This is a genomic window from Glycocaulis sp. (genome assembly GCF_050485565.1).
Lineage (GTDB): Bacteria > Pseudomonadota > Alphaproteobacteria > Caulobacterales > Maricaulaceae > Glycocaulis.
Genome location: NZ_JBJHBQ010000001.1, coordinates 434787 through 460630 on the forward strand (window position 1 = coordinate 434787; position 25844 = coordinate 460630).

A 25844-nucleotide genomic window follows, 5' to 3' on the forward strand; every position below is an offset into this window, starting at 1 on the left:
CTCAAGCCTCTTTCATCGCCTGTTTCACGCCGTCCAGCTTGGTCCGGAGTGAAGAATCGAACATGCGCGAACCCACCTTCACAGTGAGCCCGCCAATGAGTTCGGGCCGAATCTCGGCGCGAACCTCAACCTCCCGCCCGAGGGCGGTTTTCAGTGCCGTCGTCAGCTCTTTGAGCTGCGTGGCGGTCAGCGCGTCAGCGCTGGCAATATCTGCTGTAACGGCGCCGCGATGGGCGGCAGCCAGTGCGGCGAAGGCCGCCGTCATGGCCGGCAAATCACCAGCGCGGCCATTGCGCGCCACGACACCGATAAACTTGGTGCCCAGCGGCGACAGTTTGAGCGCCTTGGCCAGCGCGGCCAGCGCCTTCACCTTGTCCTCGGCCCTGTGCATCGGGCTGGCCACCGCGCGGGCAAGCTCGCCCGATTCGGCAAAAGCCTCGGCCAGAGACGCCATGTCGGCCTCAGCCTTGGCCAGCGCCTTGGATTCAAGGGCCAGATCGAACAGCGCGCGCGCATAGCGCTGCGCGGCTTCGTTTGAAATTGCGTTACCGGCGGTGGTCACCGTTTTTCGCCCGCTCTCTTCTCTGTGGTTAGCGCCAAATCGGGTCTGGTCGGCAGATCAGGCCCAAGCACTTGAGATATTGAGGTTTTTCAAAAGACCGCCTTGGCCGTGCAAGGACAGTCCCGTTCAGTCCGGCGCCCACCTAGCACAAGGGTTTGAGGGCGGCAACCTGCCCGCGCGCAATCGGCGCAGGCGGAAAGTCACGAAAACGCGGCGTGGCTGCTCTGACGGGTGTGCAGGGTGCCTAAAATCTCGGTACTTGGCGGCCCTTGCCGGTACCATACGACATGGCGGCCAGACGGATAGCCAAGCACCGGCGCGGACGTCTTCGCGGTTGCGCCCACGCCTCACAAAAAGGAATACGGTTCGATATCTACCCGCGCCCGGATGGAGGAGGGCAGTTTGAAACGCGCCATCCAGGTCGCCATGAAGGCGGATACATCCACATTGCGCTGCGCCTGCACCAGAAAGCGCCGCCGGTAGCGCCCGCGCACGACCGCCAGCGGCGGTTCGGCTGGCCCGAACAGCTTCACATCATCGCTCAAGGGCGCTGCGGCAGCCGCGATTTTAGCCGTCTCCACCAGCAGGCGCTCATCGGTGCCGGACATCACCAGAGCCGCCAGCCGCCCGAAAGGAGGCAGGCCCAGCTGCTCGCGCATCATCGCTTCCAGATCGAGGAAGCTGTCGCGGTCTCCGGCCAGCAGCGCCTGGATGGCTTCGTGCTGCGGTTCATGGGTCTGCAGCAGCGCCCGGCCCGGACGGTCGGCGCGCCCGGCCCGGCCCGCTACCTGCACCAAAGTCTGATAGGTGCGCTCGCCCGCGCGCAGATCACCGCCTTTAAGACCCAGATCGGCATCGACCACACCCACCAGCGTCAGTTTTGGGAAGTTATGGCCCTTGGCGGCAATCTGGGTGCCGACCAGAATATCGATCTCGCCAGCCTCCATGCGGGCGACAAGCTCGCGCACACCATTGGGTCCCGCCGCGCTGTCAGAGGAAAACACCTCCACGCGCGCATCGGGAAAGCGCAAGGCGGCTTCTTCCGCCACACGCTCCACGCCGGGGCCGACGCTTGTGAGCGAATCAATCGCGCCGCATTCCGGGCAGGCGCGCGGCTTGGGCATGGAGAACCCGGTCGTGTGGCAGATGAGCCGCCCGGTATAGCGGTGCTCGACCAGCCAGCGGTCAGTGTCCGGGCTTTTCATCTTGTGACCACAGGCCCGGCACAGGACCAGCGGCGCATAACCGCGCCGGTTCAGATAGAGCAGCACCTGCTCGCCGCGCGCGATAGTTTCGGCCATGGCGGCGGTCAAAGGCGGGGACAGCCAGTGGCCTTGCTCTGGCGGATGCTCGCGCAGATCTATCGTCTCGATCTGCGGCAAGACCGCAGAGCCCGCCCGCGCCGCCAGCCGGATATGGCCGTAGCGGCCCGCGCGGGCATTGACGAGGGTTTCAAGGCTGGGCGTGGCGCTGGCAAGGATCGCCACGGCGCCTTCGATCTTGGCGCGCGCCACGGCCAGATCGCGGGCGTGATAGGTCAGGCCCTCATCCTGCTTGTAGGTCGGATCATGTTCCTCATCGACCACGATCAGGCGCAGATTGCGGTAGGGCAGGAAGATGGCCGAGCGCGCGCCTGCAATCAGGCGTGCCCGCCCTGCCGTAATCTCCCGCCAGGCCCGGCGGCGCTCCGTTGGCCCGATAGCCGAATGCCAGAGTGCAGGCGACACACCGAACCGCTCTTCAAACCGGGCCGTAACGGCCTGTGTCAGGGCAATTTCCGGCAGCAGCACCAGCACTTGTGCGTCGGGTTCGCGGCGTAGCAGCTCTGCGATGGCTTCCAGATAAACCTCGGTTTTGCCCGACCCCGTCACGCCATCAAGAAGCGCCGCCTGAAATCCGCCAGCCGCGACGAGACGGCGCAGCTGGCTGGCGGCCGCTTCCTGCCCGTCATTGAGCGTGAGGCCATCGCGATAAGGATCGGGCGCAGGAAAAGGCTGATCGACATCGCGCGCTTCAGCGCGCAGCGCGCCAGCATCGGCCAGCCCCTTCACCACGCCGGGCGATACGCCTGCGCGCCGGGCGAGCTCTGCGCCGCTGGCGGGTTCTTCGGCAGCCGCATCCAGCACGGCCTGACGCGCCGGTGTCATCCGGTCCGGTATCTGGCCGGTAGGGTGGTAGAGCGTCTCGGTGGGGGATGGCGAGAGCCCGCCCCGGCTGCGCAATGTCGCCTGCAGGACGAGGCCGGGGTTTTCAGCCAGATAGCGCGCCGCCCAGTCGACAAAATCGCGCATGGCGGCGGTAAAGGGCGGCGCGTCCAGACGCTCGGCAACAGGCTTCAAGGGCCGGTTGCCGCCTGTCCCGTCGCGCACACCCCAGACCACGCCATGGCTGAGCCGGTTGCCCAGCGGCACCACGACATGATCCCCCTCAGCGACCATCATGCCTTCCGGCACGGCATAATCGAACGCCTCCGGCAAGGGCAGGGGCAGCAGGACGGTAGCGATCTGAGGGGTGGACGGGTCTCGATTCGCGCTCATCCGGCCATCCTAGCGGCGCTGCGCAATTCGTGCAGGTGAGTTAACGCATCTGGAACCGGTCTCATGCAAAAGTGCCTGCATAGACAAGCGCCCCCGCCAAGAGGGGCCGGCAACAGGATGGATGGATAATGATCGGCATGAAACGCATGCGCAGCAACGCTATGCCCGCAGCCCGCAACACAGAGGACACGCCGGACTGGCGGGGCGCGATACTGGCCGACCCGTCGCGCGTGCTGGCTGATGGCGAGCTGATGAATGCGCTGCTGGGTGTGCGGAGCGATGCGAATGTCGCCGATCTCAATGCAGCGGCCCGCGCGCGCCTGCAGAGCGAAATCACCCTGCTGAAAGCCGCCAATGAAGATTTGCAGGATATGCTGCGGGGCAATCTGGCCGCCCAGGCGAGCGCGCATGCCGCGGTTATGGGGCTGATGGACGAGCCGACACTGGCCGCGCTCGACCGCCGCCTTGCAGGCCATACGGCGACCACGCTGGGCCTTGAGGCTGTGCGCGTCTGCCTTGAGGGCATCACCGCCCTGCCGCGCGCGATTGCCATACTGCCCGCTGCACCGGGCCTGAAACTGGCCATGCTGGGCGAAGCGTCCGAACGCCTTGGCGCGCCGGATCCGCGCCTTTCCGGGCCGATTTACGGTGTGCAGGCAAGCCGGGTGGCGAGCGAAGCCGTCATCGCGCTTGAGGGGCGCGGCTTCTCCGGCGTTCTGTGCCTTGGCTCTGCCCGGCGCGATGCCTTCCGGCCCAGCGATGCGGCGGATCTGGCCCATTTCCTGGCCCGTATTCTCGAACGCCGGCTGGAGGCCCTTCTGCCGCGATGACGCAAGGCGCTGCCCCCACGGCCCTTGTGGCCGGTTTCCTCGCGCATATTGAGGGCGGGCGGCGCTATAGCGCCCACACGGTGAAAGCCTATGAGCGTGATCTTGGCCAGTGGCTCGCCTTTCTGACCGCTCACAAGGGCCGGGCTGTAACCTCAAAGGACCTCTCTGAACTCTCCGGCACCGACTGGCGTGCCTGGCTGGCTGACCGGCGCAGGGACGGGGCAGGCCCGCGCACCCTGCAACGGGCCCTCTCCACCGTGCGCAGCTTCTACGCCTTCGTGCGCGCCCGCCACGGTATCGACAATGCCGCGCTGGCTCTGGTCGAAGCGCCGCGCGCGCCGCGTCGGCTGCCAAGGCCGGTCAGCGAAGCGGCCGCAAAGGCCATGCTGGACGATGCTGGAACTGCCCGCGCCGAAGCCTGGCACGGCGCACGCGATACAGCTGTGCTGACCCTGCTCTACGGGGCGGGGCTGCGCGTATCAGAAGCGCTTTCGCTTATGGGACGCGATTATCCGCTGGCTGATGCCTTGCGCATCACGGGCAAGGGCGGGCGCACCCGGCTGGTGCCGGTGCTGGAGCCTGTGCGGCAGGCCGTAGAGGCGTATGTGACGCTCTGCCCCTATCCGCTGGCTGCAGACCAGCCGCTCTTTAAGGGCGCACGCGGCGGGGCGCTGAATGCGCGCGCGGTGCAGCGCTGTGTCGAGTGCATGCGCGGCGCTCTGGGCCTGCCCTCCACCGCTACGCCCCACGCCCTGCGCCACGCTTTTGCCACGCATCTGCTGGCCGGGGGCGGGGATTTGCGCGCGATACAGGAATTGCTGGGTCACGCCTCGCTTTCGACAACCCAGATCTATGCCGAGGTGGATACTGCGCGCCTTTTGTCGGTCCATGCGGCCACGCACCCGAGAGCAAGGCGGGCGGCGGGCGGATAGCGCTTTGCTGCTGCTCCCTTCGTCATTCCGGAAAGCGCGCCAGCGCTTATCCGGAACCCAGTTATTGTTAAGAAAGGCTGGGTTCCGGCTTTCGCCGGAATGACGCAGGGAGGGGCCGTACGATGACATAACGGGACCCTGCCCGCTCCAATAATAAACTTTGTATTGCAAAGTAGTTTGAATTGTGCCATTAAAGCGCGAGCTGATCCGAATCAGCGCATTCGCCGTGTGAAGGAGCCGCGCCCATGAATACCGACCGCAAGACCGCCGCCCACGCAGACCTCGCCTATCTGCGTGAAATGGCCGAGGCCGGCGCCAGAGCGCCCCTGCTGGGCGGGCGCTTCATGGTCTGGTGGGGCGGGCTGACCGGCGCAGTGGCGTTTGCTCACTGGCTGATTATCACCGAGGCGGTAGGTATCGGCGTGCAAGCGCTGTGGCCGCTCTGGCTGGGCTATATGGTGCTGGGCTCCATTGGCAGCGCGATACTTGGCTGGTCAGTGCGCAACAAGCCAGGAGCAGGCTCGATGGGTAACCGGGTACAACAGGTATTATGGCCGGTGCTGGGCGGATGTATCGGGCTTTATTTTGCCGGGCTGGTAGCCGGCATGCTGGCGGGTCTGGTGCCGGGCGCGCTTATCAACACCATGCTGCCGATAGCGTTTCTCGCCTACGGGACAGGCTGGATGGTGGATGCGCTGCTATCGCGCGAGCGGCTGCTTCTGGTGCCTGCCATCATCACGCTGGCCGCCGCCTTCTTCGGCACCGCGCTGGTCATGACGCCCTGGGTCTATCTGGTCGCCTCGGCCGGCATGCTGCTGGGCACGTTCATTCCCGGCTTCTTCCTGATGGCAAGAGAGCCGCGGGACGTGGTGTAGGGCAATGGCTGACTTCAACTCCTCTGATCTCGATGATGTCATTCACGGGCGCATGCGGCTGGGCCTGATGGCCTATCTGTCCGGGGTCGAGGCAGCGAGCTTTGGCGAGCTGAAAGAGCGCACCGGCGCGACCGATGGCAATCTCTCCACCCACCTCAGAAAGCTGGAGGACGCAGGCTATGTCGCCATCACCAAACGCTTTGTCGACCGCAAGCCGCGCACCGATGCGGCTCTGACACCTGCGGGGCGCAAGGCGTGGATGGCCTATCTCGATGACCTGAAAAAGCTGGTCGGTGAGTGATCAGGCCGGGAAGACCATGGGCGCCAGGAAGCTGGCCAGCATGGCGATGATCGGCGCGGCCACGATATTGATGCGGAAGCCCGCCTTTATCATCTGTCCCATCGTGACCGCCCCGCTGGCATAGACCACGGCATTGGGCGCGGTCGCTACCGGCAGCATGAAGGAACAGCTCGCCGCCAGTGCCACGGGCAGGATGAGATGCTCAGGCGGTACATTGGCCGCCGCCGCAACGCCGCCCAGCACGGGCAGGAAGGCGGTAGTGGTGGCCACGTTGGAGGTCAGCTCGGTCAGGAAGACGACCATGAAGGCGAGGATCAGCACCACGATGGGCAGCGGCAGGGCCGCCACAATGGCCAGATGAGAGCCGATCCAGCCTGAAAGCCCCGTCGCATCCATCGCATAGGCAAGTGACAGCCCGCCGCCGAACAGGATCAGGACGCCCCAGGGCAGGCGCTGGGTGGTCTCCCAGTCCATCAGCGCCTTGCCGCCATTCTCCTTGCCGCCTGCCGGGATCAGGAACATGGCGAGCGCGCCTGCCATGGCGATCTGCATGTCGGAAAGGGTGGGCGTCACGGGCAGGCCGATGGCTGAGGCAATCCACGAAAGAAGCGGGTTCCAGCCAAAGCTGATATCGGGAAGCCCGATCAGCACACCCGGCAGCTCCCGGCCCATCCAGAGCAGAGCCACCGTGCCAAAGGCCAGCGCCACGCGCTTTTCCGGCGTGGTCATGCGCCCCAGCGCGGCGCGCTCGGCAAGGATAAGGGCATGGCCTTCCCCGCTACCTGCCCGGTGCGGCACCTTGAAGGCAAAGCGAGTGAGGATGATCCAGGCTGCCGGAATGATCAGGGCGGCGGCTGGCAGGCCCACCATCATCCATTCAGGAAAGCTGATAATGCGTTCCGTGGTGCGTTCCAGATAGCCCATGGCGATGAGGTTGGAGGGCGTGCCGACCGGCGTTGCCAGCCCGCCAATCGAGGCCGAATAGGCGATGGCAAGCGCAAGGGCAGGCGCGAACATCTTCGTGTCCACGCCCTCTTTCTGGACCGCCTCGGCTACTTTCAGCGCGATGGGGATCATCATCAGCGTGGTCGCCGTGTTGGAGATCCACATGGACAGCATGCCCGACGCGATCATGAAGCCTAGCAGCATGAGCGAAGGGCGCGAGCCGAACCACGCCACGACATTGAGCGCGATGCGGGCATGAAGATTCCACTTCTCTATCCCCAGCGCGATGATGAACCCGCCCAGCAGCAGGAGTACAATCGGGTCGGCATAAGGCACCGCCGCCTCGCGCACGCTGACAATGCCAAGAAAGGGAAAGAGCGCGACCGGGATCAGGGCGGTGGCGGCAATCGGAATGGCTTCGGTGGCCCACCAGCTGGCCATCATCAGGGCCAGCGACAGGCACAGCCAGGCTTCGCGCGAGACGCCTTCGGGCACGGGGATGAGCTGAACGATGGCCGCCAGCGTGATCCCGGTGACAAGACCTATCCGCCGGGCGGTCCAGCCCTTCGCCATACTATGCCTCCCGCAAAGCCCTGCGCCGCTTGCGGGCGCTTGTGAGGGGGCAGTTAAGCCGGATTGGTGTTGTCAGGGCAACAGGGCGGGATGACACATACTTGTGTGAGCTCCGACCCAAGGTTAAAATTTCTTCGCCCTGTCCGTTCTAGACAGTAGTAATATACACTCTAGAAAACTCCTAAATTGAATTAAGATCGAAAACTCGGGGTGTCGAGATGAATGTCAAGTCAACAATTTTTTTAAGAGGGTATATCGACGCACTTTTTTCAGGCTCCCACCATGAGAGTGACCAACGCCTAGGTTTGCTAGAACTTTTCAAACTTTCCAATGCCTTGGTACTTTCCGACCAAATTTACTTGGCAGGCGCACCTACTTTCGAAGACGGGCCAGCGAGTTCATTTTTCTCCAAAGAGGCAAAGCGCACTGAAGGCATTAAACTTATTACGGTGCACGGTGCGGAGACCGACGACGCCCTTATGTTCGTCGACCATAACTTTGAGATATATGCGAGTTCACGACTAAAAGAGTTGGACAGAAATGCAGAAGAAACAATGCGAAAAATACATCAGCACTTACATAACAACAATGAAATTGACGATTTAATTGTATACCATAGGCAAATCAGGGACGATTGGAATCGTATATTTGAAGATGTAAATATAAAACGAACTTCAAGCTATATTGCATTTGCTGAAAGCGTCGGGTCTGAATTTGTTGCTTGCCACAAATTTGATAAGCAAGCCGTCAAGGATTACCCTCGCGAACTACTACGACTTATCCACAGCGGTGCGTTCGGAGATATCGAAGGTAAGGTGCTTACCGATCTAGCTCATAAATCAAACTCGAATATCGATGAGATATCATTAATAGCACCCAGCTTCTTATATCTCGCCATGCAATCAACACGTGACAAATGCCCAGACGGAATCCTCACTAGCCTGCTACATCTTAGAAATTCAGATTGGGCAAGATCCTATCGTGAGCATATTGCAATTTGGAACAATTCATCAGACCCAAGAGAACGCCTCGCAGCATCCCATGGTTTAAAAGCTCTAGAACAAGCAGCACGACACAATACTGTTGAAGGTCCCGGAGTCATTGAAACATCAGAGTTTGGATTAAATTGGCTAAAATTATATCTTGGAGATATATCTTCTACATTTAAAATTGGACGCTGGATGCTTGATAGATATATAGAAGATAAAAAACATAGATCAAATATTTATTTAAAATTTAATAAGTTTAATGCTGACAAGCTCACTGATCAACTTAGGCGCGTCATGTATAATTTCAAACTCACCGACGATGATGTGACTGCTGTGCTAGCGGGTTGAAATACTGCAAACTGCCAAGACGCTAATGCCCGTCCGATCCGGCTTTCAGCACGAAGCGCCGGTCGCAATAGAGGCAATCGACGAAATTCTCGTCGCCCATATCGTACCAGACGCGCGGATGGCCAAGCGCCCCGCCACCGCCGTCGCACATTACGCGCTTGGTGGTGACCTCGATCGTTTCCGGCGGCGGGAACGCGGCCACGGGTGCCTTGGGAGCGGTCGGCTTGGCAGACTTTTCGCGGGTACGGGCCATCGGTATCAGTCCTTCGCAGGAAACGCGCTGTGCAAGGGTTGCGGACCGGCCATGGACGCCGGTGTGCAAGCCTCTTAAGTTCCACCCTGCTTTAGTTTTAGCCGCTGGCTGCGTCAATCGGCGCCAGCGTGCATGGCTCACACATCGAGGCCCGCGCGACATGACCCAGCCCACCCTGCCCGATTATGCCATCATCGCCGAGGGCCTTGAAAAGACTTATGCCGGGTCGAAAAAGCGCGAGCCCAAGCAGGCGCTCACAGGCATTGACCTGAAAGTGCGCCGCGGCTCGATCTTCGGGCTGCTGGGGCCTAATGGCGCAGGCAAATCGACCTTCATCAATATCCTCGCCGGGCTGACCAACAAGACCGGCGGCACGGCCAGCATCTGGGGCCACGACATCACCAGCGCCGCGCGGCAGGCGCGTGCCTCGATCGGTGTCGTGCCGCAGGAAATCAACATGGACGTGTTCTTCACGCCCTTTGAGACGCTGGAGCTGATGGCGGGGTTTTACGGCGTCCCCAAGGGCGAGCGGCGCTCCGATGAATTGCTTGAGGTGATGGGCCTTGCCGACAAGCGCAATGCCTATGTGCGCCAGCTATCGGGCGGCATGAAGCGGCGCCTCCTGATCGCCAAGGCGCTGGTGCATAATCCGCCTGTTCTGGTACTCGATGAGCCCACAGCCGGGGTGGATATCGAGCTGCGCCGCCAGCTGTGGGAGTATGTCGTCAAGCTGAACGGGCTGGGCGTGACCATCGTGCTGACCACGCATTATCTCGAAGAGGCGCAGGAGCTGTGCGACGAGATCGCCATTATCGATCAGGGCCGGGTTGTGGCGAGCGAACCCAAGCACAGCCTCTTGCGCCGTCTGGACCGCAAGACCCTGATTATCGAAGCGGAATCGGCGCTTTCGGCCATTCCTGCCGGGTTTGAAGGGCTGGATGCGGACCTGCGCGATGGCGCGCTGACCATCACCTACCGGGCCGGACAGACATCGGTGGGCGATCTCATCGCCCGCTTCAATGAAAGCGGCCAGCGTATCCGTGATCTGAGGACCGAAGAACCCGACCTGGAGGATGTTTTCCTCGCCCTGACGTATAATAGCGGGCAAGCTGGGGCGCAGGAGGCCAAGGCGGCGCGCTGATCTGCTGCGCTGCTGACGGGGGCCAAGCCATCCGGGAGAACCGGTGATGATGCGTTTTTTCAAGTCAGTCGGCGCTGCCAGCCTGTGCGCTATCGGTCTGGGGCTGGCGTTTATAATCATCTTCCAGATCCAGCCGGTGTCACCGGCGGGCTGGGTTGTTCTGGTGCTGCTCGCACTTGCCGCCTTCGTGACCGCACTCGTGGCCTATCGCTGGATGATGGGCGCGGAGTTTTATCCCAAAGACGCCGAACGCGGGTACGGTGACCGCTATATGGCCGGGCTGGGCTTTGGCAGGGGCCAGAGTGGACGCCGCGGCGAGGACGATGCGGACATTTCCTAGCGGCGCGCCAGCGATGCGGGCGGTGGGCTAGCTCTCTTCGGTAAAGCGGTTGTCCTGACCCGGATCGAACCGTGCCAGATCGGCGCTGTTCATCACGGCGCGCACCTGGGCGGCATAGGCATCCCCGCTTTCCGCATAAGGTCCTACAAAACCGACCAGCGCTGGTCCGGTAGGGTATTGGCCATTACCGCGCAGGGCTGCCCGCTCGGCGCGGAAAGCGGCAAAGTCGCGATGGGTGTTGAGTACATCCACATAATCGGCCGCCGCAGCGGTCAGGCTGGGAAAGCGGCCATCGCGCGCCGAGCGGCCATACAGCGTATTACGCGCCAGAGCCGGGCTGCTGGAACCCCAGCCGGTCGCCAGCGCGGCCTGGGCGGCCCCCAGCGAAGGCGGCACGATATCGACGCGGGCCAGCAGATCATCCAGATCGTCATAGCGGCCGCCATAGCGCCTTGCGAGCGTGTCGCGCCGCGCCTGCTGGGGCAGGCTCAACGGGATGCCGGCCTCCTCCTGCGCACGCATGACCAGCAATTGCTCACGCTCCTCCATGATGCGTTCGTTCTGCGCTGCGACGAGCCCCGCCGCCACGCGGGCAAACGTGTCGCGGCGATGGGCCGGGTCCATCTGGTCCCAGTCCGAGGGGAAGCTTTCCAGGCGCACAGCGCGCGGCCCCCCATCAGGCCCCAGCGCGGCCAGAAGCTCACGCATGTTTAGCGGCGCAATTGCGTCGCGGCCGGTATCGCGCTCGTTCACGCCGAACGACACCAGCGCGCTTGCCAGCGTGAAGCCGACCGCAACGGCTGCGATCATGCCCGCATTGGCAAGATTGCCGCCCCGCGCCAAGGGCGGCGCGACCTGGAACAGGCGCGCGACCGGGCCTGCGGTCCAGCCCTGGATAACCAGCGAGGCAATGACGACGGCAAAGGCAGCGGAGAAATAGAGGTTCGCGTTCTCCACCCCTGCCAGCACTGGAAACGCCCCCAGAAAGATCGGCACCGCCCCGCGCAGGCCCATCCAGCCGATAAAGGCGCGCTCATTGATGCGGAAGCGCTCCGGCGCCAGGCAGACAAGCACCGCCACCGGGCGGGCAATGAGGATCAGCACGAAGGCCAGCCCCAGCGCCGGCAAGGCCACTTCAGCTGCGTGGCTGGGCGTGACCAGCAGGCCCAGCATCAGGAACAGGCCGATCTGGGCGATCCAGGCCAGCCCGTCGGAAAAGCGCGCGGTCGCCTCTGCCGCGCGGCGCTTGGGCGCGGAAGCCATGGCCACTCCGGCAAGATAGGCGGCCAGAAAGCCGGAGCCGCCAACCACTTCGGCAAACGCAAACAGGAACACCGCCGCCGCGGACGCAAAGATCGGATAAAGCCCGATGGGCAGGCCGATCTTGCGCTCGACATAGGCAATCGCACGCCCGCCAAACCAGCCCAGCGCGCCGCCCGCCAGTATGGCCCAGACAATGGAGAGGGTGGCGATAAGCGGATCGGGAATGCCCTGCCCCGTCAGCCACGCCACGAAGGTGACCACAAGGATCACCGCCATGGGATCGTTGAAACCGGATTCGGCCTCCAGCGTGGTCGCCACGCGCGGGCGGGCCTTGATATCCTTGCCGGCGATCAGCATCAGCACAGCGGCGGCGTCGGTGGACGACACGATGGCGCCCATCAGGGCGGCCTCGACCCAGCCCAGCCCGAACAGATATCTGGCCGCGAGGGCGGTGATGCCCGCGGTGATGATGACCCCCAGCGTGGCAAGGCTGAGCGCGGGCCGCAACACGCTGCGCAGGCGGCGCAGCTTGGTGCCGAGCCCGCCATCAAACAGAATGAGCGCCAGCGCCAGTGATCCGAACAGATAGGCTGTGTCATGGGCATGGAAGGCGATGCCGCCAGGGCCTTCCTCGCCCGCCAGCATGCCGATGACCAGGAAGATCAGCAATAGCGGAGCCCCGGCCTGCCGCGTTGCGGCAGCCCCCGCAATGGCGAGGAGGACAAGGCCCGCCGCCGCTAGCAAGATGAACTCTGCTGAACCCATGATATCGTCGATATAGGCGGTCGCGCCTGACCATGGAAGCGCCAAGCCTGCCCGTCACACGCTGGCCGTCATGGCTGCTCTGCGGCCGGGCACGCCAGGCTGGTTTTTGCGCGGCGTCAGTCCATTGAATAGTCCTGCGCGGCCCTGTAAGAGAGCGTGGTGATGCACCCGTAGCTCAGCTGGATAGAGCGCTGCCCTCCGAAGGCAGAGGTCACAAGTTCGAATCTTGTCGGGTGCGCCATTCCCGAACAAAAGAAAGAACCCCCATGGGTGTGTCCGCCATCTCGGCGGCAGCGGCCTTCGCCAGCCGGGTCTTCGATCCCGTGATGCGGATGGCGTCGTCGCTGACGGCGACCTCGGACAGCACCAGCCGGGCATAGGCCTGCTTGAGCTCCGGCGAGCCGTCCTTCAGCTTGTCCTTCAGGAATGCGGCCAGCTTTGCGATGGCGTCCGCGGTCAGCTCCGGCTCGCCCTCGGCGATGCGCCGCTGCAGGGCGCTGGCCTGCTGGCTGAGCTCGTCGCGCCGGAGGCGCAGGCCCACCAGCCGGTCGCGCAGGTCGGGGTCGTCCGCGGCCATGGCGCCGGTCTCCACCAGCGAAAGCAGGCGGGTGATCGCCGCGCCCGCCTCGGTGGCCTGGGCCTTGAGCTTCGCGAGCCTGTCCCTGGAGGCCTGGTCGCGCGCGCTGGCGGCCTTGAGATAGTCCTGCAGCAGGTCGGTGAGATAATCCGGGTTCAGGGCCTGGGCGGTGACCGTTGCAATCACTTGCTCGTCGAGCCGGTCCATGCGGATGCGCTTGGACGGGCAGGCCGCCGTGCCCTGCTTGATCTTGGTCGAGCAGGCGTAATAGCGGTAGGCCCCGCCCTTGCCGGTGTTCTGGATCATGGCCGCCCCGCAATGCCCGCATCGGGCCAGCCCGGCGAGCAGGGTGGGGCCGTTGGCGACGCGCGGCGGGGTGCGCTTGGGGTTGCGGCTCTGGAGCAGACGCTGGACGGCGTCGAAGGTGGCCTGGTCGACGATGGCGGGCACGGCCAGCTCGATCCATTCAGACGGCGGGCGGACGGTGCCGTTGCGGCTGTCGCGCCGGTTGAACTGGTGGCGGCCGACATAGGTGGTGGAGGTCAGGATGGCGTGCACGCCCCCGGTCATGAAGGGCCTGCCCCGGCGCGTGACGCCGCGCTGGTTGAGATGGGAGGCGATGGCCTTGACGCCCATGGGGCGGCTTTGCGCCCCTGCCGCCAGCGTGAACATCTCGCGGACGATCTCCGCCTCGGCCTCGTCGATCACCAGCACCTTCTTGTCCCGCGTCCCGCGCCGCTCGGCGATTCTCAGCCCGTACCCGAAGGGCGGGCGGGAGCCGTTCCAGAAGCCCTGGCGGGCGTTCTCCATCATGGCGCGGTGGACGTGCTTGGCGTTCTCGCGCGACTGGTGCTCGTCGAAGACGTTCAGGACCTTGCGGATGAACTCCCCGCTGGCGTCCTGGCCGATGTCCTGGGTGATGGAGACCAGCGACACCCCCGCCTTCCTGAGCTGGCGGACATAGAGCTCCGAATGCAGCGAGTCCCGGCTGAAACGGGAGAGCGAATGGACGACCACATGGTCGAAGGGCCGCTCGGGCCGGGTGGCCTTGAAGATCAGCTCCTGGAAGACGGGCCGGTCGTCGTCCAGCGCGGACGCGCCCGGCTCGGAGAAGATTTCGGCGACCTGCCAGCCCTTGGCCTCGCACCACGCCCGGCACTGGGCGATCTGGTCGGGCAGGGACAGGTCGCGCTCGGCCTGCCTTGTGGTGGAGACCCTCACATATATGGCCGCGCGGATGGTCATGCGCTCTCCTCCCCGCCCCGGATCAGGGCGTCGATCTCGGGACCGAACAGGGCCCGCAGCAGGGCGATCTCCGCGCTCCTCACCGGCAGGCGGGCGGGCATGCCGGTGATCTCCAGGCGGCGGTCGTCCACATGGATGGTCACGGCGGCCTCGGGGGGCGACAGGGTCAGCATGGCGAGGTCTCCCATCATACCGCCTCCTTCCGGATTTCCGCGATCACATCCGCCCAGTCGTCCAGCGCCGCGGCCATGCGGGCCTGGATGTAGTAGGCCTGCCCGCTCTTCATGGAGCAGTGCTGGAGGACGTCTTTGACGATGCCGACATGCTCAGGGTCGCGCAGCGCGATCTCGGTGGCCGCGCAGTGCCGGAACAGGTGCAGGCTGGTGGCGCGGCCCGTACGGGCGGCTATCAGGCGGGGAATGCGGGTGGTGGCGTAAGCCGGATCGAGGGGCGTGCCCTTGCGCGTCAGCCAGAACCACCCCTCGTCCTCGCCCCCGGAACTGTGCGGGTTGTTCCTGAGGATCGGGCGGGCCTCGGCGAGATAAGCGTCGATCAGCGGGCGCAGCCAGCCCGGGTAGCTGAAGGCGATCCGGTTGCCCGCCTTGGTCTGGCTGGGCGGGAAGTCCGCCCTGACCTGGCGCTCGGTCACGAAGACGGTCTCGCTCAGGCGCATCCCGCACAGATTCCGGCGCCGGATCGGCCGCGCGACGAGCATGAGGATGACCAGGCCATCGCGCATCCGCACGGCCCCGTCCAGGCTGGGCCCGTCGGCCATCATCTCGGTGCCTTCGGAAAACAGATCGAGGCCGAGCGACAGCAGCTCTCTGACGGACGACATTCGCGGGGATTTCGCGCGGGCCGGCCGGGCGCGCTTTTTGAGGCGGACGGCCAGAGCGTCAAGCCAGTCGAGGCCATGGGGCGGGGTGGCGCAGCGGATGAAGGCGGCGATATTGCCTGCCACGGACGCCATCGTGCCTTCGGCGCGACCCGGAGCATAGACCGCGATGAAGCGCCGGACCCGGTCCCGGTCGACCCTGCGGTGCGGCAGGGCCGCAGGGTCGAGCTGACCGGTCCGGTCCAGCCATCCCAGCCAGATGCCGTAATCGTATTCGATCTTGGCCAGGGTCGATGGGGCCCAGCTCGACGCCGGGCCCTCCTCGTCAAGAAAATCGGCCGGCTCGCGGGCGGCGGCCCACAGGCGGCGGTCTGCTTCCGGCCAGGCGGCGGGTTTGAGCGGGGGGAAAGCCTGATGCATGACCGCCCCCCTCACAGCTCGTCTTCGTCGGACGCGTCGCCGCGCTCAAGATCGACGATGGCGTCCCATTGCGCGAGAGCCGCTTCCATGTCCTCGCCGCAATAGAAGTTGATGGTGGTGGCGATGTTGGTGTGACCGAGCATCTGCCGGGCCTGTTCGAAACTGCCCGGCCGCGCCTTGAGCAGATTGGTGGTCGCGAAGTGGCGCATGAGGTGGGGATTCACCACCACGCCCAGCTCCCGCATCATCTGATCGGAAAAGGCCTTCGAGAGCGGACCCTCGCCGATAGACCGGCCCTTGTCTCCGATGAACAGCCGCGTGCACTGCGGGTTCAGCCGGGGACGGAACCGGGTGCGCCACAGTTCGAGAACGCGGGTCGCCCCGACCGGCAGATGCCCCGACAGAGCGATCCCGTTCTTGACCTCGTCCTCGGGGATTCCGATCCGCCAGCGCAGGCCATCGACTTCATCGACCCGCTGGACATAGCGTTCGAGATCGAGGTCGACCACATTGCGGATGCGGATAGGCATGTGCAGCAGCAGCTCCAGCATGGCCGCGCCCCGCATCCGCAGCGCCTGTTCACGGGTAGGGTTCTTCACCGAGGCGAGTTCCGCCTCGATCACGAGGGGGAGCATGAAGAAGGCGCGGCGCCGCCTGGGGTCATCAAACTGGGCGAGCCGCTCCCTGTTCTTCCTCTTCAAGCCCCGCGATTTGTCCCGGAGCTTGCGCAGGTAAATGCCAAGCTTCGCCGAAATCGCCTCAGGCGCGCCGGAGAATTTCGCGAAGCTGAGATAAGCGTTCACCGCCCCCCACAGCATGGGCCGGGCTTCGCCCTTATGACCGCGCCCGCCTTCAAGCAGCTTCAGGCCACGATTGATCAGATCGAGCTGAAGGCAGTCGGCCAGGGACTGGAACGTCTCGATCGGCACGCCGTCCTTGACGAGCAGGGAAAGCTGGAGCCGCAGATGATAGGCGTAGTTGCGGATCGTGGCCGGGCTGAGCGGCTCGAATTTCTCCTGATCTTCATCGGTCCAGTCGGGCGCGGCCATCGTTTCCGCATAGCGCTCGATATCGTCGCGCAGACCTTCAGGGAAGTCCGACCAGGGCAGGGTCTTCGTCTCGGTCGTTTCCACGTTTTCGATCACCGGATATCGCCCGCCCGACCACGGGACCACTTCGCTGTTCCAGATGCGCCGGGCGCGGTGCCACGCCTCCTTGGGGTGCTTCGCCGTGCTCAGGGTCAGCAGCTCATCGAGAAAGCGCGTGAACGTGCCCTCGGTGACGTCGTCCGGTTCGATCCCGTAGGATGTGCACCAGCCGGGGAAGCGGGTGAAGAATTTCTGGGACCGGGCGGACAAACCGCTGAGCAGCGTGTTCCAGGCTTCAGAGCGGCGGTAATTGCGGCGGCTCCGGTGGAGCACCTGCACCCCGCCTGCGGCGAGCGCGGCGTTCAGGTTCGAGCGCACCGTGGCCCAGGACGACTTCTTCATGTGCTTGTGCCAGCAGGCCGTGCCGGCCAGCTTCCGGATGATGGCCGGGTCGGCCAGCGTGTCGGACGGCAACCGGTCGACGACTTTGCAGAAGCGGTTGATCGCCGAGATGTAGAGCTTGGCCTTGGCGGCTGGGACGTCGTCCTGCGCCTTCAGCGTCTCGATGAGGGCGGCGAGGGTCACGGTGGGTTGCTTTTGTCCAGGCATGACAAGTTCCTTGCTTGGTCAGATTGAGACATGATAAGTCATGATGAGTCGAAGAGCAAAATTGATAATGACCTCACGACACATAAGCGTCCGTGAATAGTTGTGAGGTTTTCATTTCAACTTTGACTTCACCTCATTCATTGCGGCAGAGCGCGTCAGGAGCGGTCTTTGCGCTTCCACGCGATGAAAGCCTCCAGGTCCCGCCGGTGCACGCGCACCATCCGCGGCCCGAAGCGGGTCGCGATCAGGTCTCCGCTGGCGATGAAGCGCTCGACCTGCTTGCGGCTGCAGCCGAGTTCGGCGGCGATCTGATCCTTCGTCAGCATCGCGCCGGACGCGGGCCGGGGCTGACCGGACTTGCCGGACGGGGTGTCGGGGGTGTTGGCCATGGAGAACCTCCTTTGCTGCGGGCCGTGAAATCCAGACGGAATCCCGTCTGAATTTTTTTCGGCCGCGTCCCGGAGGTTCGGCTTGTTGAGGGGAGCAGGATGTCCAGCGTTTGACAACGCCCTGATCGCCGAGTGGTGCAAAACACGACCCACCCGGGGCAGCCGGGGTTGCGTTCACCACCCCCGGTTGTTCGCGCTCGAAAGCCTTCGCCAGGACCGCCATCAGAGAGCCCGTCCGCCCCCTTCAGCGCTTTCCGCTTGCGTTGCCCGGCATGGACGCGGCGAACCGATTCGCTCCCGATCCGCTGGCCGCCGGGGCTCGCGGGAACGCGGAGCGGCGGCTACCGGTCGTTCGCAGGCCTGTTCGTGGCTTTGGCGAGCGCGGCGAGCAGCGCCGCCTCCCGCCCGGACAGGGCTCCCGCCTCGCATTCCGCGCCGTGGGCGAGCAGGACGGATTCGAAGACCGCATACTGCTCGGCGGAGAAGGTCATCAGCACGGTGCGGCGGTCCCTGCCGGTCACGCCTTGCTGCAAGAGCGCGCGAAGGCCCTCCAGCGAGCAGGCCTGGGCCACCTTGACCAGATCGCGCCAGTTCTCGGCATCGACCCGCGGGCTGATCAGCCGCAGCCGGGCCCAGCCGATCCGGCCCAGCGTGGCGTCATCGATGGGCAGCGCCCGGAACGGGCGGGTCACCGCCGCGATCTGCTCGGCGGTTTCCGGGTCGAGACCCAGAAACGAGATCACGGCGCGGCGGCAGTCCGGGGCCTCCTCCCGCAGCTCGTTGAGATGGCGCGACAGCGTCATCATGACGTCCCCGGTGAACTCGGCCATGCCTTCGATATTCGGGGTGGTTCTGGTCATGGGTGTCTCCTCGGGCGCGGCGCGCCCGGCGATGGGAATGAGATGCCGGCAGGGGCGGCTCCGCTCTTCCGGGGCCTGGCCCCGGAAGAGCGGGCGCGCCGCAGGGATCAGTTCCGGGACGGCAGGGTGGCGAGCACCTTGCTGAGCGCGGCCGTCAGCGCCTCCTCGCGGCGCTTGAGCGAGCCCTTCACGTCCAGCCCGCCATGGGCGAGCACGGCCCGGCGGAAGACCTCGTACTGGACCTCGCTGAGATAGAGCAGCACGCAGTGCTCCTTGTCCCCGGTCTCCTCGCCGCGCAGGATCGCCTCCAGCTGGTGGACCGTGCGGGTCTCGGCCAGCTCGATCAGCTCCGCCCAGGTCTCGGGCGTCACATGAGGCGCGATCAGCTGGAGCTTGGTCCAGCCGATGGCGCGCAGCCGCTCGGCCGGGATGGGCAGGCTGCGGAAGGTCCGGTCGATCTTGACCAGGTAATAGGCCTTCCTCTGGCTCAGCCCGAGCCGGTCCACCACGGGAAAGAAGGTGTCGGGGTCCCCGTCCTGGAGCTCGCGCAGCATCTTGGCCAGCTCCAGGAAGTTGTCGCCGATCAGGTCGGCCACGCTTTCGATCTTCTCGCTCTTGTCAGTCATCACGACCTCCATTGTTAAGATCGATAACGTGACTGAAAGGCGAACAAAAACAATGACTTAAGTAAGTTTTCTGCTTGTTTTTTCCAAGAGCCTGTCTGCTCATCTGGATGTCGATGCCTATATCATCCAAGGCTCATCTTTTCTTAGGCTCTTTTGATGAAGCTCCCGAGCGCGCAGGGCAGCGGAGGAGGCATGGTCTGGACGGAGAAATACTAGGGTCCAGACCCGATCATATCCAGAAAGCGACGATGGCGGCGAGGGCTGCGGCTGAGAGGAAATTGGCGGCGCGATTGCCGACCAATCAGCCTGGCGCGCGGCGTGTGGACGATCGCCGGGTGATTTCAGGCATCATCCATGTGCTCAAGACCGGCTCGCGGTGGTGCGACTGCCGGTCGAATACGGGCCGCCCACGACGATCTACAACCGCTTCAACCGCTGGTGAAAAGCACGGCCATCGACTCCACTTACGTGAATGCCCAGCGCGCCGCCCATGGCGGAAAAGGGGGGCGAAAAATCAGGCCATCGGCCCGTCGCGCGGCGGCCAGACCACCAAGCTGCACGCGCTGACCGATGTGGTGGGCCGCCCTTCGCGCTGACCCTGACCGCGAGCAAGGCGGCTGACATCATCGTCGCGCCAGCCCTGCTGGCGCGCGCCGAGCGCGTGAAGTATCTCATCGCGGACAAGGGCTATGACGGGGACGGCCTGCGCAGCGCCAGCCGCCAGGCTGGAGCCGTGCCGGTCATCCTCGGCCACGCCAACCGCAAGCGCAAAGTCCGGCTGGATGCCCGCCGGTACAGGGACCCCCACTTGGTGGAGAACGCCGTCGAAATCACCCTTGCTTTCCGGAGGTCGTCCACACATGACGTCCTGCAACGACCACGTTAGCGATCAGGTCAGGAGGAGGTCGTCCACAATATCACGTCAAATAAACACCGCATAAGCACTGTTTTCGGTGTTCCGGCTTGGCGAGCATCTACAATCAAGACAGCGGATTTTCCACAACCCTACTGGGGTTCAAATCTTTCAGCCGGCGCCACTCTCTCCCGGAACTATCTGTGCCACCTCGAAAGCTTCGCAAGGATATTCTAGCTCACGTCCGAGATGCTTCCGCAACAAAGGCTTAATCCCGCTCCCGGGTATATTGCGTCGAAGAAGAGCTATCCTATGCGCGTCCTTGCCCGGTCGATCCCAAGGGATATCAGTATAACCTCTAGGCAGCCCTAACTCCATTTCCACGTCCTCAATCGACATCGATAGACGACTGAGGCCATCCAACGTGTAGATCTGGTCCGGGTCGATCAGCAGACCGAAGTCCTTGTAGACAGAATCGATAATTTCGCAGATCAGCCTCATGTGGGCTTGGCACGCGCTTATAACGTCTTCGTTGGGCAAATACCTATATCGTCCGAATTCTGGCTGATTAAAATAGTATCGTGTAATCCCGCCCTGCGCCGAAACAAAACCTACAGGATTCAAACCAAGATGTTGTGCGTCAGTCCTGCACTCGTGAAAAAAACGAGCAAGCCGGTTTGCCTTTAGCTCGATCTGCAACTTTGCGTACCATTCGGCAAAATCTGGTGCGCCGTTCAAGCTTCCTTGTAGAGCGAATGTGACGCTTCGTGCCGAAGAGACGAATGCACTGAAATGGAAACGCACGCGCTGCCAACTGCCAACCGACAAGGCTAACTCCTCCAGAAAGAAATCTGCCTCCTCTAGTTTTTCATCTACCGGACTGAAGCTTCGCATTGGACCTATCCATGGCGGGGCGTGCTGACGGTTTCGTCGACCAGTTGGAAAAGACTATCGTCACTGATAGAGCATTGCCAAACAGTTCGAACCTGCCATCCAAGGGCTTCCAACATTTCCCGATTTCGTGTGTCTCGCTCCCTGTTGCTCTCGATTTTTGCCTGCCAGAAATCAGACCGCGTCTCCGGCAATTTTGCTTTCTTGCATCCCTCGTGCCCATGCCAAAAACAGCCGTGAACAAAGATGGCAATTCGTCGCGACGGAAAGACAATATCAGGACGGCCGGGCAACCTCTTGTCATGAAGGACGTAACGCAGTCCTGCGGTATGTAGACAAGAACGCACCCGCAGCTCAGGTTTCGTATTCTTGCCCCGAATCCGGGACATAATCTCACTTCTCTTCTGGCGGTCGAAAATGTCCATACCGGATCGGCGCGGTCAGCGTGACGGCCCCGCTTCCAATGAGTTGGCTAGATAAGTGGCAAAATACTGGGCTAGCCGAGGTGGGACGGCGTTTCCAATCATCCGAGCTACAGGCTCTATTTGCTCGGTGGGATAAAACACATAGTCGTCCGGAAACGACTGAAGTATCGCCGCCTCGCGTAGAGAAATGCCCCGAATCTGCTTTACATCGTAGTGCCCGAACCGACCGTTGGAAATCGAATGGCATTTGGTCGTAATGGTCGGAGACGGTCTATTGGGATGCATTCTGGTATAAACGTCTGAGAAGCAACGATCGTTCAACCGAGCGTTCACTTTGCGGTGGCAATCGAGAGAGAGGTCGCCGAACTCAGTGCGCTCCAAGTATGCATTGGACTCACCAGGCATCGCAGATGCAATGCGCTTCAGGTTCAACTCGCTCAGTGCGCGTGCTCGATGGTTTGGAATTTCTGGATGAGTTTCGCCTGCCGATACCGTGGGAAGATGGCCGATAGCGTCAGCCACTGTCACAACCATCGCATTCGGATCGGCGTCAGGGACGAGTAACTCGCTTTCCATCATATCCGCAAAACGCTCTTCGCGAACCAACTCCCGGCGGACAGCGATCAAAATGGATCGTTTCCGATATTGAGGAACCCCGAACCGAGACGTGCAAACGACCTTGGAACCGGTGACGTAGCCAAGTTCGTTCAGCCGGCCTCGAAAATCTTCCCATATGTTCCCGTATCTTGGATCTTTGATGCCCGCGACGTTTTCGGAAAGGATCATCTCTGGCTTGTAGCGAGAGACGTACTCGGCAGCCTCGGCCAACAAGCCTCGGTCCTTCTCTCTTCCCTTCTTGCGCTTATCGCTCAGTTCCTTGCGGGAAAGGGTGGTGAAAGGCTGGCATGGGGCGCAAATCGCGAACAGCAGCGGAACGCCGAGAGCCTTCCCCCTATAATAGGAGAGCAATGAATCGAGCTCCGTTACCAGCTCGTCTCTCTGCCCTTCTTCATAGTCCGGAGTTCTTGCAAAAACGTCGTAGTTCAGAAACCGCGCCGGGGCATAATCGACAGATCTATTGAGATTGTTGTCCGAATACGTCTGGGCGCAGCGCCCATCCTTGTCGATCCCCGCGATGACATACCCGCCTGAATCGATCAGGCCACGAGTAGTACCCCCAGCGCCGCAGAAAAAGTCCACGGCCAGGAAGGTTGGCATCTTCGTCTTAATGTGGGGGGCGACATCGCTCATCACAAAACCTTCCTGATTCGCGCGATGTCGGCAGCAGTAAAAACGCGCCAGTTGTTTCTATCTCGCTTTACGTCCAAAATTCGTCCTTCACGAATCCAGCGAAGCAGCGTGCTTTTCGAGAGCCCCAGCTCTTTGGCCGCCTCGTCGGTCGTGTAGGTTTCGTTTCGAATCGCGCGGCCCTTGTGCATATATTTAACTATATCCACAACCACGCCACAGTCAACCAAATCAGAGAAATATTATCGCCTCTACAGGGGGTTATGTCTTTGAGGGCCAAAATTTTTGCAAAAAATCTAGCCTCAGTACGCGTACGATGAAGAAATGCAGAAATATGTCTTGCATATGATCGTAGATATGTCATATGTACGAGAAGCGCGATGGAGATCGATATGGTGCGAGAAGAAGACCGGGCAAAATTTGTAAAATTGGCGTCTGCGCGCGTAAATAAGGCGTTGAAAGACATACAGTTGATAGGTAACTTGGCAAATCGTTCGAATTATGACTACACCGATGAAGATGTTGCCAAGATTTTTAAAGCTTTGAACGAGGAGATGTCGGCCTGCAAAAAACGTTTCGAGCTGTCCAGTAAGAAGGGCGGCGCTACAAAATTTACCCTAGAATAGGGGCTGGCGACATGGATTTCAAAAAGATTTGCTTAGCGCTTCTGGCGACGGAGTCAGAGGCTGGCGTCGATAAGATATTGGCCGAGTTTCTGGAATTTCAGGATTCTAACAATTGGAAGCCGCTGGACGGGCGGGAGACAAATTTCAACGTCACCTCCAACCAAGCATCCGACGGCGGAAAAGCGCTCACCGAGTTGATGACCAATATGGTCGATGCCGTGCTGATGAAGCATGCTTATTTGAAGGGCGTCGAGCCAAAAGGAGCCGCTGCGCCTAAAACCATGTACCAAGCTGTTGATCAGTTGGTGCAGAAGATGCATGGCGGGAAGTTGGTGAACCTTGATTCAGCCGACCCTTGGCTAAAGGAGTTCGCTCAAAACAACCTTGCCATCGGCATCACTGGTGCCCGATCGAAAACCGAAGGGCTTCCGTGCTACACGTTTGCAGATAACGGCGAGGGTCAAAGTCCGGACGATTTCGAGACGACTTTTCTCTCCCTCAGCGCCGGCAACAAGAAATCCATCCCGTTTGTCCAGGGCAAGTTCAATATGGGCTCGTCGGGTGTCTTGGGGTATTGCGGACGGCGCTGGTACAAACTCATTGTTTCCCGACGCTACGACAAAAATGGCCCGTGGGGTTGGACAATAATGCGTCGGCGCCCTGGCACAGGCGATGACTTGCCCATCGCGGAATACTTTGTTGGACCTGACGGGAATATCCCGCGATTCGAGGCTGAAGAGCTGTATCCGTTCCATACCGTGGAACAGAAGCGTTATGACCGCATGCATCTCAACTCGGGCACAATAATCAAACTGTTTGATTATCAGGTCGGATCGAGGTTCATGAGCTTCCGTGGTTCCCGGGAAGCGCTCAACGAAAATCTTGTCGAAACGATATTGCCATTCCGCATCCTTGATCTCAGGCAGAAGCCAACGAAAGGAAAGGGGCCCGACAGGGAATTGGGGGTCGATCCGCGCCCTTTTTACGGAATGGAGTTTCTCCTTCTGAACTCCCACAAAGAAGCTGACCTCGACGATGAAGAAGAGGCATCAGCAGAAGGAAAGATCGCTGTTGGTCAATTCACTTTGCCGAACCTTGGAAAAGTCAGCGTAAGCGCGATTGCGCTCAAGCGAGACCTCCCAAGCTGGTTGAAACCCAATAATTCCAATAATCGAGTGTTTCACACTGTCAACGGACAGGTCCAATACAAGCAGACCCGCGGCTATCTTTCGACCAAATGTGGCTTTCCCGCACTTAAGGACCGTATCGTCGTTGTCGTGGACGCCAGCGGCCTTACTTTCGCCGCTCACAACGAAGTTTGGAAAGGTGATCGCGAGCATATCAGAAACACCCAAGACGGTGAGCGCTACATTGAAGAGGTCACGAAGACGATCAAAGAGTCTGGAGCACTTATAGCCCTCCAAGCTAAGATAGCTGCTGAGGAACTGGAACGTGCCGCAAAAACTGAAGGCAATACGCTGTTCCAGAAGCTGGTTGATCGTGACCCAAGCTTGGCTGGTCTGCTGTCGAGTCGTGACCCCAGCATCAAGCTGCCCGCGTCGGGCGGATCGAAGTCCAATGGCAATGAGAGCGGGACTGAGGACGACTTCAAAGGCGTCTATAGTCCAACTTTCCTGAGGTTGGAGGAGCGCTTCAAAAAGGACTCTCTCGAGATACCGATTGGGCGCAGCCGTCCTTTGTCCGCACGTACTAATGCGGTCAATGGATATCTCCAGAGGGCCGACAACCCAGGACGAGTAATTGTCGAAGAAGAGGTTCGTCAAAAGTTTGGCCTACGTGAGCATCTGAAAGACGGTCGCCTGACTTTGTATTTCTCGCCCGAGAACGGCGGCGTGGTCGTCGGCGATGAGGTTAAATTCCGCATCGGTCTTCAAGACGATGCCATGCCCGAGCCCGTCGTTACGGAAGAAGTTACAATCACCATCGTCGCGGAAGCGGCCGATGCGGGTACCGAAAAGAAGAAAACGTCTAAGCAAAAGCCAAAGTCGGGTGCTGGTGAGAGCAAGCCTGGCGAGGGGGAAAATGCTCCAACGCACGGTCTGCCCGCCTGCGTACTGCTGACAAGAGACGGGCGTGAGGTAAATGGCTACGAAACCGCTCCTTGGCCCGAGGATTTCAGTGAGACGGACGGCGGATTGATTGAGGATCTTGGCCAAGAAAGCGTCTATAAGATCAACTACGACAATGTCTATCACCTAAAGTATCGCAAGGCGGCCACAGGGATCGCGAGAGACGTGGTGACCGAGAAATACATCCTCGGCATGCGTATACTCTTGCTCGGTTGCGAACACGCGTTGCGAAGCATGCAAGCGGCTAATGACACAGCCAGCGAAGGCATGGGCGAGTTTCTGGATGACTTCCGACGCATGGCCGCAAGGGGCGCGGCATCAACCGTCCTAGCCCTGGCTGAAAACCTTCCAAAGATCGTCGATGCATCCTCAATCCAGCAGGCCGAAAATGTCGAGTGACGAGAAAGC

General features: G+C 61.8%; 25 protein-coding genes, 1 tRNA gene and 1 pseudogene. 11 read left to right on the top strand and 16 right to left on the bottom strand.

Features of this window, described 5'->3' with window-relative positions:
* Window position 1: 1 nt before the first annotated feature.
* Window positions 2-562, bottom strand: coding sequence for a F0F1 ATP synthase subunit delta (locus ACQ5ID_RS01910; RefSeq protein ID WP_429910783.1), 561 nt, complete (start codon window positions 560-562; stop codon window positions 2-4).
* A 347-nt stretch (window positions 563-909) separates the two neighbouring features.
* Window positions 910-3099 (bottom strand): primosomal protein N', encoded by a 2190-nt coding sequence (locus tag ACQ5ID_RS01915; RefSeq protein ID WP_429910784.1) that lies wholly within the window; start codon window positions 3097-3099, stop codon window positions 910-912.
* A gap of 146 nt (window positions 3100-3245) precedes the next feature.
* On the opposite strand from ACQ5ID_RS01915, the gene ACQ5ID_RS01920 reads away from it, so the two are divergent.
* The 4 genes from ACQ5ID_RS01920 (at window position 3246) to ACQ5ID_RS01935 (ending at window position 6037) form a co-directional block, all read left to right on the top strand.
* Complete coding sequence (locus ACQ5ID_RS01920; RefSeq protein WP_429910785.1) at window positions 3246-3929, top strand: DUF484 family protein; 684 nt, start codon at window positions 3246-3248, stop codon at window positions 3927-3929.
* On the top strand, window positions 3926-4861 hold the full coding sequence (locus ACQ5ID_RS01925; protein ID WP_429910786.1) for a tyrosine recombinase XerC: 936 nt from the start codon (window positions 3926-3928) through the stop codon (window positions 4859-4861). The genes ACQ5ID_RS01920 and ACQ5ID_RS01925 overlap by 4 nt, the downstream gene beginning before the upstream one ends.
* Window positions 4862-5106: 245 nt before the next feature.
* On the top strand, window positions 5107-5736 hold the full coding sequence (locus ACQ5ID_RS01930; RefSeq protein WP_429910787.1) for a hypothetical protein: 630 nt from the start codon (window positions 5107-5109) through the stop codon (window positions 5734-5736).
* Window positions 5737-5740: 4 nt separating this feature from the next.
* On the top strand, window positions 5741-6037 hold the full coding sequence (locus ACQ5ID_RS01935) for a winged helix-turn-helix domain-containing protein (RefSeq protein ID WP_429910788.1): 297 nt from the start codon (window positions 5741-5743) through the stop codon (window positions 6035-6037).
* Here the strand turns inward: ACQ5ID_RS01935 and ACQ5ID_RS01940 are convergent, their stop codons facing one another.
* Entirely contained in the window at window positions 6038-7555 is a 1518-nt protein-coding gene (locus tag ACQ5ID_RS01940) for an SLC13 family permease (protein WP_429910789.1), read from the bottom strand. It lies immediately after the preceding gene.
* Between the two features lie 218 nt (window positions 7556-7773).
* Here ACQ5ID_RS01940 and ACQ5ID_RS01945 point away from each other — a divergent pair, with 218 nt between their 5' ends.
* Complete coding sequence (locus tag ACQ5ID_RS01945; RefSeq protein ID WP_429910790.1) at window positions 7774-8892, top strand: hypothetical protein; 1119 nt, start codon at window positions 7774-7776, stop codon at window positions 8890-8892.
* A gap of 22 nt (window positions 8893-8914) precedes the next feature.
* Here the strand turns inward: ACQ5ID_RS01945 and ACQ5ID_RS01950 are convergent, their stop codons facing one another.
* Complete coding sequence (locus ACQ5ID_RS01950) at window positions 8915-9145, bottom strand: zinc-finger domain-containing protein (protein ID WP_429910791.1); 231 nt, start codon at window positions 9143-9145, stop codon at window positions 8915-8917.
* Window positions 9146-9305: 160 nt separating this feature from the next.
* On the opposite strand from ACQ5ID_RS01950, the gene ACQ5ID_RS01955 reads away from it, so the two are divergent.
* Window positions 9306-10286, top strand: coding sequence for an ABC transporter ATP-binding protein (locus tag ACQ5ID_RS01955; RefSeq protein WP_429910792.1), 981 nt, complete (start codon window positions 9306-9308; stop codon window positions 10284-10286).
* A 46-nt stretch (window positions 10287-10332) separates the two neighbouring features.
* Window positions 10333-10626: a hypothetical protein gene (locus tag ACQ5ID_RS01960; protein WP_429910793.1), complete on the top strand. Its 294-nt coding sequence runs from the start codon at window positions 10333-10335 to the stop codon at window positions 10624-10626.
* A 27-nt stretch (window positions 10627-10653) separates the two neighbouring features.
* Here ACQ5ID_RS01960 and ACQ5ID_RS01965 read toward each other — a convergent pair whose 3' ends face one another.
* Window positions 10654-12699, bottom strand: coding sequence for a potassium/proton antiporter (locus ACQ5ID_RS01965; protein ID WP_429910794.1), 2046 nt, complete (start codon window positions 12697-12699; stop codon window positions 10654-10656).
* Window positions 12700-12818: 119 nt separating this feature from the next.
* Between ACQ5ID_RS01965 and ACQ5ID_RS01970 the strand changes: the two genes are divergently transcribed.
* Window positions 12819-12895, top strand: a tRNA-Arg gene (locus ACQ5ID_RS01970).
* Here ACQ5ID_RS01970 and ACQ5ID_RS01975 read toward each other — a convergent pair.
* The 7 genes from ACQ5ID_RS01975 to ACQ5ID_RS02005 all read right to left on the bottom strand — a co-directional run bounded on the left by ACQ5ID_RS01975 (window position 12866) and on the right by ACQ5ID_RS02005 (window position 19303).
* On the bottom strand, window positions 12866-14476 hold the full coding sequence (locus ACQ5ID_RS01975) for a recombinase family protein (RefSeq protein WP_429910795.1): 1611 nt from the start codon (window positions 14474-14476) through the stop codon (window positions 12866-12868). The two genes, ACQ5ID_RS01970 and ACQ5ID_RS01975, sit on opposite strands and share 30 nt — an antisense overlap.
* The gene (locus ACQ5ID_RS01980; protein WP_429910796.1) at window positions 14473-14667 is read right to left on the bottom strand and encodes a hypothetical protein; all 195 of its coding nucleotides are present in this window, start codon (window positions 14665-14667) and stop codon (window positions 14473-14475) included. Before ACQ5ID_RS01980 ends, ACQ5ID_RS01975 begins: the two co-directional genes overlap by 4 nt.
* Complete coding sequence (locus tag ACQ5ID_RS01985; RefSeq protein WP_429910797.1) at window positions 14664-15731, bottom strand: hypothetical protein; 1068 nt, start codon at window positions 15729-15731, stop codon at window positions 14664-14666. Before ACQ5ID_RS01985 ends, ACQ5ID_RS01980 begins: the two co-directional genes overlap by 4 nt.
* 11 nt (window positions 15732-15742) lie before the next feature.
* Window positions 15743-17428: a tyrosine-type recombinase/integrase gene (locus ACQ5ID_RS01990; RefSeq protein ID WP_429910798.1), complete on the bottom strand. Its 1686-nt coding sequence runs from the start codon at window positions 17426-17428 to the stop codon at window positions 15743-15745.
* A gap of 155 nt (window positions 17429-17583) precedes the next feature.
* On the bottom strand, window positions 17584-17817 hold the full coding sequence (locus tag ACQ5ID_RS01995; RefSeq protein ID WP_429910799.1) for a helix-turn-helix domain-containing protein: 234 nt from the start codon (window positions 17815-17817) through the stop codon (window positions 17584-17586).
* A gap of 341 nt (window positions 17818-18158) precedes the next feature.
* Entirely contained in the window at window positions 18159-18677 is a 519-nt protein-coding gene (locus ACQ5ID_RS02000) for a hypothetical protein (RefSeq protein WP_429910800.1), read from the bottom strand.
* Between the two features lie 107 nt (window positions 18678-18784).
* A complete protein-coding gene (locus ACQ5ID_RS02005; RefSeq protein ID WP_429910801.1) occupies window positions 18785-19303 on the bottom strand; it encodes a hypothetical protein in 519 nt (172 codons plus the stop codon).
* A gap of 248 nt (window positions 19304-19551) precedes the next feature.
* On the opposite strand from ACQ5ID_RS02005, the pseudogene ACQ5ID_RS02010 reads away from it, so the two are divergent.
* Window positions 19552-20189 (top strand): annotated as a pseudogene (locus tag ACQ5ID_RS02010) (transposase).
* A gap of 138 nt (window positions 20190-20327) precedes the next feature.
* Here ACQ5ID_RS02010 and ACQ5ID_RS02015 read toward each other — a convergent pair.
* From ACQ5ID_RS02015 to ACQ5ID_RS02030, 4 genes are read right to left on the bottom strand one after another with little or no spacing between them, the layout of a single operon-like run.
* Window positions 20328-21050, bottom strand: a complete 723-nt coding sequence (locus ACQ5ID_RS02015; RefSeq protein ID WP_429910802.1) for a hypothetical protein — start codon at window positions 21048-21050, stop codon at window positions 20328-20330.
* Between the two features lie 5 nt (window positions 21051-21055).
* On the bottom strand, window positions 21056-21472 hold the full coding sequence (locus tag ACQ5ID_RS02020) for a very short patch repair endonuclease (protein WP_429910803.1): 417 nt from the start codon (window positions 21470-21472) through the stop codon (window positions 21056-21058).
* Window positions 21473-21487: 15 nt separating this feature from the next.
* Window positions 21488-22723, bottom strand: coding sequence for a DNA cytosine methyltransferase (locus ACQ5ID_RS02025; protein ID WP_429910804.1), 1236 nt, complete (start codon window positions 22721-22723; stop codon window positions 21488-21490).
* On the bottom strand, window positions 22723-22911 hold the full coding sequence (locus tag ACQ5ID_RS02030; RefSeq protein ID WP_429910805.1) for a MerR family transcriptional regulator: 189 nt from the start codon (window positions 22909-22911) through the stop codon (window positions 22723-22725). The genes ACQ5ID_RS02025 and ACQ5ID_RS02030 overlap by 1 nt, the downstream gene beginning before the upstream one ends.
* Before the next feature lie 189 nt (window positions 22912-23100).
* Here ACQ5ID_RS02030 and ACQ5ID_RS02035 point away from each other — a divergent pair, with 189 nt between their 5' ends.
* On the top strand, window positions 23101-23346 hold the full coding sequence (locus tag ACQ5ID_RS02035; RefSeq protein WP_429910806.1) for a hypothetical protein: 246 nt from the start codon (window positions 23101-23103) through the stop codon (window positions 23344-23346).
* An 11-nt stretch (window positions 23347-23357) separates the two neighbouring features.
* Window positions 23358-25835 (top strand): hypothetical protein, encoded by a 2478-nt coding sequence (locus ACQ5ID_RS02040; protein WP_429910807.1) that lies wholly within the window; start codon window positions 23358-23360, stop codon window positions 25833-25835.
* Window positions 25836-25844 lie beyond the last annotated feature (9 nt).